This window comes from Gordonia sp. OPL2 (assembly GCF_003797825.1).
Taxonomy (GTDB): Bacteria; Actinomycetota; Actinomycetes; order Mycobacteriales; family Mycobacteriaceae; genus Gordonia.
Genome location: NZ_RKME01000014.1, coordinates 66,355 through 74,308, shown reverse-complemented (window position 1 = coordinate 74,308; position 7,954 = coordinate 66,355). Strand labels below are relative to the sequence as shown.

Genomic DNA, 7,954 nt, shown 5'->3' with positions numbered 1-7,954 from the left:
ATCTCCGTCACGTTCGCTCGCTGCCTTCCGACTCAACCGAATCCGTCGAATGTTCGTTCTGTGTCACCACGCTTCGGGCCCGGTCCCGCAGCTCGCCGAGCAGACCGTCGAAGCCTTCCGGCCCAGCCTCGGCCAGGCCGGGCACAAGGGTCATCAGTGCCATCGTCAGCGCCGAATCCGCATCGGGCGCAGTGGGTCCCATCGCCTGCGCCATGATGTCGACGTCACCGAAGGTCAACGTCGCGGCACCGCTGACGGCCATGGCGGTGGGATCGGCCGCCGACGCCTGCGACACGAGGTCGGCCAGGCTGACCTCGACCGCGTCGGACTCCGGCGCCGCGGACATGATCTCGTCGGACAGCCGGATGCTGACGTCGCCGACGACATGTTCGGGATCGGCGGCGACGGTCTCGAGCACCTGCAGGTAGCGTGCGGACAGCCGTTCGATCGTGGTGCGCTCGAAAAGATCTGTGGCGAAGAGGAACTGAGCCCGCATCGCTCCCCCGCGCTCGTCCCGGTCGGGGTCGTTGGGGAACAACGTCAGCTGCAGATCGACCTTCGCCGACGTCAGCTCCTCGTGCACCGGTGCGACCGTCAGACGATCGAACTGCAACGTCGGGAAATCGACGTCCTGGAACGCCAGCATCACCTGATAGATCGGGTTGTACGAGGTCGGCGGCTTCGGCAGCGTGCGCGACACGATGTTGTCGAACGCCACGTCGGTGTGCGACATGTCGGCCAGGTCGTCGTTGCGCACACGTTCGAGGAGGTCGACGAACTGCTCACCGGGGTTGACCCGGGTACGCAGCGCCAGCGTGTTGACGAACATGCCGACGACGTCGTCGAGGCTCTGCTCACCACGGCCCGCGAACGGTGTGCCGATGACGAGGTCGTCGCGACCCGACATCCGGTTGAGCAGGACCGCGAACGCGGCGTGGACGACCATGAACAGCGTCGTGTGGTGTTGCCGGGCAACGTTCTCGAGCAGACCGACGAGCGCGGCGGGGATCTCGAAGTTCACCGCGTCACCGGCGAAGCTCGGTGACTTCGGCCGCGGGTGGTCCAGCGGCAGTTCCAGTCGCTCCGGAACGCCGGCCAGTCGCTCGTCCCAGTAGGCGAGCTGACGCTCGCCCTCGGTGACGCCGTCGGCGTCGAGCACGGCCAGCCGCTCGGAGACCCAGAGACTGAAGTCGGCGTACTGGACCGGCAGCGGCTTCCACGCCGGCTCGGCACCGTTGCTGCGGGCGGCGTAGGCGGTCATCAGATCGCGCGCGAGCGGCGACATCGACGCGCCGTCCGCACTGATGTGGTGCACCACGAAGACGAGGATGTGTTCGTCGGAGGCGACCCGCAGCAGCACCGCCCGTACGGGCGGACGGGAGGCGATGTCGAAGCCCGCACCCGTGACTTCCGCGATGGCGGCCTCGAGAGACGTTGTCACCTCGCGCAATTCGACGGTGAGATCGCTCTCGACGACGTCGGCGGGCATGATCACCTGGATCGGCTCGCCGTTGATCATCGGGTAGGTGGTGCGCAGCGACTCGTGGCGACGCACGATGTCCGCGGTGGCCAGCTGCAATGCGGCCACGTCCAGGTCTCCGGTGAGGCGCAACGCCATCGCCACGTTGTAGGCGGCCGAATCGGGATCGGCGCGATTGACCAGCCACAATCCGCGCTGCATCTCCGAGACGTGCACCAGTTCCGCACGGCTACGGGCCAGCAGCGGCGGGGCACTCTGCCCGGTCGGGCCGCCGGCCAGCGCCTGCGCGAGGGTGGCCACGGTCGGCCGCTCGAACAGCAGCTTCACCGGGACCTGACGGTCCAGCAACGCCGACAGCCGCGACGTCACCTTCGTGGCCGACAGCGAACTCCCGCCGAGGTCGAAGAAATCCGCGTCGGCGCTCACCCGGTCCTGACCGAGCACCTGACCGAAGATCCCGGCGACGACCGCCTCCATCTGCGAACTCGGCGCCCGATAGGGCAACGATGCGGTGAAGTCCACCGGCGGAAGGGATTTCCGATCGATCTTGCCGGACGTCGTGAGGCGGAACTCCTTCACCACCACCAGGGCGTGCGGAACCATGTATCCCGGCAGATGGGTGGCCGCCTGCTCGAGGATGCGCTTGGGCTCGGCCGGGGCGCCGTCGACGAGTTTCGCGTAGGCGACGAGGACGTCCTCACCGCCCGGGCCGGGGACCCCGAGACTCACGACCTCGGTGACCAAGGGGTGATGCAGGATCGCGGCGTCGACCTCGCCCGGCTCGATCCGCAGGCCGCGGATCTTCAATTGGAAGTCGGTCCGGCCCACATAGCGCAGATTGCCGGTGGCAGTGCGCACCACGCGGTCTCCGGTCCGGTACATCCGTTGTCCGTCACCGAACGGGCTGGCCACGAATCGTGTTGCGGTCAGGTCGCTTCGGCGGTGGTAGGCGCGTGCCAGCTGGATACCCGACAGATACAGCTCACCCGGGACACCCTCGGGAACCGGGCGCAGCGTCTGGTCGAGGACGAGCGCACCGACACCCGGGACTGCGCGGCCGACGGTGACCTCGTCGCCCTCGTGCATGGGGCCCGCCGCGGTGGCCCAGATGGTGACCTCGGTGGGCCCATACAGGTTGAAGAACGCCCGGCCTGCCCGTGCCCAGCGGCGCATCAGATCCGGCGGGCATGCCTCGCCCACGCTGATGACGCGTCCGAGACTGGGGACCGCGGCGGGTTCCAGGGTGCCCAGCGCCGACGGGGTCATCACCGCATGGGTCACCCGTTGCCGGTCGATCAGCGATGCGAGCTCGTCGCCGCCGTACACACCGGCCGGGCTGATGACGAGTTCGCCACCGTTACCCAGTGCCATCAGGATCTCGAAGATCGATGCATCGAAACTCGGTGATGCGACGTGCAAGACGCGCGAGCGCTGATCGAGCCGCAGGATCTTCTTCTGGTTGGCGACCAGGTTCGCCAGACCGGCGTGGCTGACGGCGGCGGCCTTCGGACGGCCGGTCGAACCGGAGGTGTAGATCAGATAGGCGAGGTCGTCGACGCGCGGGACACGACGGAGTTCGTCACTGTGCAGGCGCGCACCGCTGTGTCCGGCGAGCTGCAGTTCGACCGCCTCGTCGTCGACGGCCAGCCACTCGACGCCCGCCGGGGCCTGCGCACGGACCGCGGCCGACGTCAGTCCCATCGACGCGCCACTGTCCGCGAGGATCTCGGCCAGACGAGCCGGCGGATGACCGGGGTCGATGCTGACGAACGCGGCACCCGATTTCGCCACGGCGATCATGGAGGTGACCGACAGGTGCGACCGCGGGATGCAGATCGCCACCACGTCGCCTGCGCCGAGCCCGCGCGTCACCAGTTCGCGAGCGAGCTGATTCGAGTTGGCCTCCAGCGTGGACCAGGTGATGGTGGAGGTGCCGCTGATGGCGACGGCCGCCGGGTTCGACTGGACCAGACCGTTGAACAGCAGGTCGCGCAGGGTTTCCGGGATCACCCGGGACTCGGCCGGCGCGGTCAGCTCGGCGACGTCACCGGTGTCGAGCAGGTCGATGGTGCCGACCGGCCGGTGGGGTGCGTCGATCATCGACCGCAGCACGGTGATGAGCTGCGCGCCCACCCGTTCGATGGTGCGGTGATCGAAAAGATCTGATGCGTAGGCCAATTCGACCTCGAACCCGGACGCACCGACCTGATCGGTCACGGTGACCGACAGGTCGAACTTGGCGGCAGGGACGCGGGTGTCGAGCAACTCGGCCGACTCGACCCACTCGTCGAGGGCGGCCGCCTGGCCCGGATGCATCGTCAGCGACACCTGAAACAGCGGGGTGTGGGCGGCCGAGCGTTCCGGCGATACTGCTTCGACGACCCGCTCGAACGGGATCGACGCGTGTCGCATCGCGCGCGTCCGGGTGGTGTGGGCGCGGTCGAGGAGCTGTGCGGTCGTGTCGTCGGGACGCAACGCGGTCCGCAGCACCACCGTGTTGACGAACATGCCGACCAGGTCGACGGTCTCGGGCTCGTCGCGGCCTGCGACAGCGGTACCGATCGCGACCTCCTCGACCTCGGCCCAGCGGGTCAGCAGCACCGCGAAAGCCGCGTGCAGCACAGAGAACGGCGTGACGTTGTGATCGCGCGCGAGTGTGCGGACGGCGGCGGCGAGGTCGGGGTCGATGACGGTGTCGACATAGCCACCGGCGCCGGTTGCCACATGGGGACGCGGTCGGTCGGTCGGCAGCGGCAGGAAGCCGGGCAGGTCGGCGAGTTCGTCCTGCCAGAACGACAGCCCCTCGGCCGCCACGCCGGTCGGGTTGTCGGTGTCGCCGAGCAACTGCTGCTGCCACATCGCGAAGTCCGCGTACTGCACGTCGAGTGGTGCGAGCCCGGCCTGCGCCCCCTCGCGTCGAGACGAGTACGCGGCGAACAGATCCCGGATCAGCGGCATGAGCGAGAACCCGTCGCCGGCGATGTGGTGCAGCACCACCATCACGACGACGCCGTCCCGGTCGGACAGGATGCGTGCACGGAACGGGATGTCGTGGGCGAGATCGAAGCCGCGGGCGGCCTCGCCCGCGAGGACCTCGTCGAGGCGATCGTCGACGGCGGCCACCTCGATGTCGAGGAACGCCACCGCCTCCTCGGTCGTGAGGATCTCCTGGACCGGCTCACCGCCCTGCGACCCGAACCGGGTACGCAGGCTCTCGTGCCGCTCCACCAGGTCGACGAGTGCCTGCTGCAGAGCGGCGACGTCGACGTCGCGACCGAGGCGCACCGCGCCCGGCATGTTGTAGGTCGCGGCACCCGGATCCATCCGGTTCACGAACCACAGCCGGGTCTGCGCGTGCGACAACGGGATCGACTCCGGGCGCGGGTGCACACGCGTCAGGGCGGGCCGGCCGTCGGCGCCACCGGCGCGTGACCGCTCGGCGATCTCGCCGACGTCCACCGAGGTGAACACGTCGGTCAGATCCACCCGGACGTCGTGCTCCACGCGCGCGCGAGAGACCAGACGCGCCGCCATCAGCGAGTCGCCGCCGAGCTTGAAGATGTTGTCGCGCAAGCCGACCTGATCGACGCCGAGCATCTCACCGACCAGCATGGCCAGCGTCTGCTCGACCGGGGTGCGTGGGGCCTCGTAGCCCACCACGGGCCGCAACTCCGGGGCCGGCAGCTGCTTGCGATCCAGCTTGCCGGTCGCGTTGATCGGGAACTGCTCCAGCAGGACCGCCGCCGACGGGACCATGTGCGACGGGAGGTGCCGTCGGCACCAGGCCAGTGCAGCGGCCTCGCTGACGGAGTCGTCGTCGGAGCGCAGGTAGGCGACCAGGACCGGCCCCGGGCCGAGATCGGTGCGAGCGACCACGGCGGTCGCGTCGACACCGGGCATGCCGTCGAGAACGGCCTCGATCTCGCCGGGCTCGATCCGTTGTCCGCGGATCTTGACCTGGAAGTCGGTGCGGCCGAGGTAGTGGATCTGACCGTCGTCGGCCCAGCGCACGAGGTCGCCGGTGCGGTACATCCGAGCGCCCGGACCTCCGGCCGGATTCGCGACGAACCGGTCCGAGCTCAGATCGGCCCGCCCGACGTACCCGTCGGCGAGCTGACAACCGGCGAGATAGAGCTCGCCGGCCACTCCCACGGGTACCGGCTGCAGCCGCGGATCGAGGATCAGCACGTCGGTGTTCGCGACCGGCCGACCGATCGGGACCGGGCCGTCCCCGGGAACGACGCGGTACTCGGTGACGTCGATGGCAGCCTCGGTCGGGCCGTAGAGGTTGACCAGCTCCGCCGACGACCCGCCGAGCACCCGGTCGGCCAGCAGTCGCGGCAGCGCCTCACCGGAGGTGAAGACGCGGCGCACGGAGGGCGGGAGCAGGGTCCGGTGCCCGTCGTTGATGAGCACCTCGGTGTACACGTCGAGCATCGACGGCACGAAGTGCGCGACGTCGACCTTCCAGGAGGTGATCAGGTCGAGCAGGTACTCGGGATCGCGGTGGCCGTCCGGCCGGGCGATGACCATCGACGCGCCACGGGCCAACGGCCACAACAGTTCCCAGACCGACACGTCGAAGGTGAACGGGGTCTTGTACAGCACCCGATCCCCCGCGGTCAGCGGATAGTTCTCCTGCATCCAGGCGAGGCGGTTGAGGACCGCCCCGTGGGCGACCTGGACACCCTTGGGGGTGCCGGTCGAGCCGGAGGTGAACAGGACGTACGCCGCCTCGGTTCCGCCGCCGACGACCGCATGGTCACCGGGTTCGGTGTCGCCACCGCGGACGTCGAAACCGATGGACGCCAGACGCGCCGCATCGAGCACGACGCGCGCCGAGACCGTGTCGACGATCAGCGCGCGCCGCTCGTCGGGCTGCGCCGGGTCGACGGGGACGTAGGCCGCACCGACGGTCAGGACGGCGTAGATGGCGGCGACCTGCGCGACGCCACGGTCGAGCGCGACCACCACGTGGTCGCCGCGGCCTGCCCCGGCGTCCGCGAGGTGATCGGCCAGCGTGCGTCGCAGCCGGTCGAACTGCGCATAGGTCCAGACCTGGTCCTCGAAGACGACCGCCGTCGCGTCCGGATGCTCACGCGCGGTGCGCTCGAAGGCCGCGAGCAGATGGGTGTCGGTGACGGGTTCGGCCAGCGCCGGCCCCTCACCGAGGCGGGTCAGCGCGGCACTCTCGTCGGGGCGCAGCAGGTCGACGGCGCCGACGAGCGCGTCGAGGTCGGCGAACAGTCGGTCGAGGAAGATCAGGAACCGCTCGAGGTGTCCGCGGAGCTCGTCCTCGGCATAGAGATTCGGGTTGCCGTGGAAGTCGACGACCAGACGCGCCCCGGGGCTCGCCTGGTAGACGTTGAGCCGCAGATCCTCGAGGATGCCGGACGTCAGGATCTGGTAATCGACACTCGCCCCGGCCATCTCGATGGGCTTGTCGAAGAACATGAGGTTCACGATCGGACCGAACGAGGCGGTGTTCGCGTCGTTCAGTCCCGCGTCGATGCGGATGTCCTCGAACCGGTACCGCTGGTGTCGCAGGGCGCCGGTCAGCTCGAGGGTGACCTGATCGATGAGGGTGCGCATCGACAGATGCGAGATGTCGCGCGCCCGCACCGGCAGCATGTTGGCGAGCATGCCGCTCGCCCGCTTGATCTTCGCGGTCGCGCGGCCGGTGACGGGGAGGCTCAGGACCACGTCGTCGGTGCCGGCCATCCGCGCGAGGTAGGCGGAGAACCCGGCGGTGAGGAGGACCGCGGCCGAGGTGTTGAGGTCAGCGGCGACGCGATCGAGGTCGGCCTGCTGCGTGGCGGTCAACTCGGACCCCGCGACGATGTTGCGCGGGGACAACTCCGCGGCGACCGAGCTCTCGGCCAGGGTGACCCGCTCGGGCAGGTCGCGGACGCGGTCGACCCAGTAGTCGCGGTCCGACACGCGGCGGGTGCCCTCGATGTATTTCTTGTCGTCGTCGACGAGTTCTGCCAATGACGCGCCGGGCTTGGGAGAATATTCGGTTCCGGTGACCGCGGCATTATATCGATTCACGACATCTTGAACCGCCATCAATCCCGCATATCCGTCGAGCGCAATATGGTGGGCGCGCACATACCATAAATGGCGGTCATCGGCGATCTGGAGAAGTGTGGAAACGACGAGTTTGTCGGTTCGCAGATCCATTTGCCGCTGATAATCGTCATTCATCCACTGCATCGCGGCGGCCGCCGGATCGGAATGACCACGGAAATCACGATATTCGAGATCATTGTCGAGAGATTGGTCGACGACCTGCATCGGGATGCCGTTGACCTCGACGATCCTGGTGAACGCGGACTCCTGCGCACGGCCGTTGTCGACGACGGCGCGCCGAAACAACTCGCGATCCAATCGGCGATCCTGATCCCGGATATCGAGATATTGCGCAACGGTGACGGAGTAGTCTGCCGACAGATTCTCCGCGAACCACATACC

The 7,954-nt window shown here is 68.5% G+C and carries 1 protein-coding gene; it reads right to left on the bottom strand.

Annotated features, from left to right (window positions below; all coding sequences use genetic code 11):
* Positions 1–7 precede the first annotated feature (7 nt).
* Positions 8–7,951 carry a non-ribosomal peptide synthetase gene (locus EEB19_RS14685; protein WP_316245474.1) on the bottom strand — a complete coding sequence of 2,648 codons (7,944 nt, stop codon included), beginning with the start codon at positions 7,949–7,951 and terminating at the stop codon, positions 8–10.
* Positions 7,952–7,954: the final 3 nt, after the last annotated feature.